The sequence below is a fragment of the Burkholderia sp. DN3021 genome, assembly GCF_049805555.1.
Taxonomy (GTDB): Bacteria; Pseudomonadota; Gammaproteobacteria; order Burkholderiales; family Burkholderiaceae; genus Burkholderia; species Burkholderia pyrrocinia_C.
The window spans coordinates 1-1,377 of the sequence record NZ_JBNCAB010000226.1 but is presented as its reverse complement, the minus strand read 5'-3'; the positions used below and the strand labels follow the sequence as shown (position 1 = coordinate 1,377).

Sequence of the window (1,377 nt, the reverse complement as noted above, 5' to 3'; positions counted from 1 at the left end):
GCCTCTCTCTACCGGCCGCACTATTCATAAATGCGTATACGCGTCTGTCAGGGTCATCGATTGCCAGATCGTTTCTTCTCGGCTCAGGAAGCGGCCCCAGCAGAGGTCTTCCTTGTGCCCAATTGTGAAATACCGGCATTCCCATGGTTACAAGCTGCAAAACCGGCTCTGCCCAAGGCCGAGCCGGTTTAAGATGCAACACTGGATGATCGTCATGCTTCTCAGTCTTGTAGGCCTCGAGTACATCATCATAAGTCTTATATTTCTCTTTGTCGTCGTATGGATCAGGATCCAATGGCACCAGCGTATCAAGCACGCTGTCAAACGATTCCGGAATTTTGTCAAGAGACGCTTCGGCCCATTTCCGAAACTCACGTTTGATGTAGTAGCCTGGATCAAACTCCAATTGCCCATGTGTATCAGACGTGCTCTCAAATGATTCCGGTATTTCGTCAAGAAACTCTTCGGCCCATTTCCGAAACTCGCGTTTGATGTATTCACCTGGGTCAAACTCCAATTGCACCTGTGTACCAAGCGTGCTCTCAAACGATTCCGGCATTGCGCGGATAATCTCTTTTAACCGAATCCGCAGCCCGTTTCTGTCTATCGCGCCATCGTCTGGCGGAATGGCTGCCCAAGCCTCGCGCGGGCTGATCGGAAGTTGCGTGTGCACTTGCCGCCCGCGCTCGAAAGTCTCCTGCTCCACACGCCAGCCGTCGAACCCGCGCACCGAGCCCATCCTGGCGGATGCGTCCGTTGGGCTGGACATGTGATCGAAATGATCGGCACGGCGCGTGGCACGATTGCCCGATAGACCTGACGGGTTCGAATGGTGAGAATTCGCGTCTTGCCTCACGGCCGATATCTCATTCGCCAGCGCTGTGCGCGAGTAAACGGAGGCGTTTATTGCGCTGGGTTGATATTGATTAGGTTCGCTTAGCGATGTGGTTATTGAAGAGGAAAATGGCATTGTGCAGGTCCGTTTTTATAACTGGATGCGGGTTTTCGGGAGCCGTGGAATTTGTCTGCGAGCCGCGCCGGGACTGGATCTTCCATTAGGCAAGCGGGATCGGGTAAATTCCAGATTTAGGGCAATGCAGATTAAGTCCACCGTCCCTGTAGTGAGGTCGGGCGGAATTCGTGGAGGCCAACGGGTTAAGCAGCGATCTGATTCAGATAGAAGCGCTGCGTGAACGCGACAGGCGATTGGTAGTTCAGACGCGCCTGCGTGCGTTGTCGGTTGTAGAAGATTTCGATGTACTCGCTGATCGCAAGGCGTGCCTGTCCACCGCGCCATTGAGCGCCACGTCACCCGTGGCCGTCACCGATACATCACGCTGCGCACTCACTTGGCCAGCCCTCACGCTGCCGCCCTGC

At 54.7% G+C, this 1,377-nt stretch carries 1 protein-coding gene and 1 pseudogene; both read right to left on the bottom strand.

The annotated features are described in order from the left end of the window. A partial coding sequence (locus ACPUER_RS36710) for a hypothetical protein (RefSeq protein ID WP_425133574.1) occupies window positions 1–769 on the bottom strand: 769 nt, incomplete at its 3' end. A 386-nt stretch (window positions 770–1,155) separates the two neighbouring features. After that, window positions 1,156–1,284: pseudogene (locus ACPUER_RS36705) on the bottom strand (IS3 family transposase); the annotation flags it as partial. Window positions 1,285–1,377: the final 93 nt, after the last annotated feature.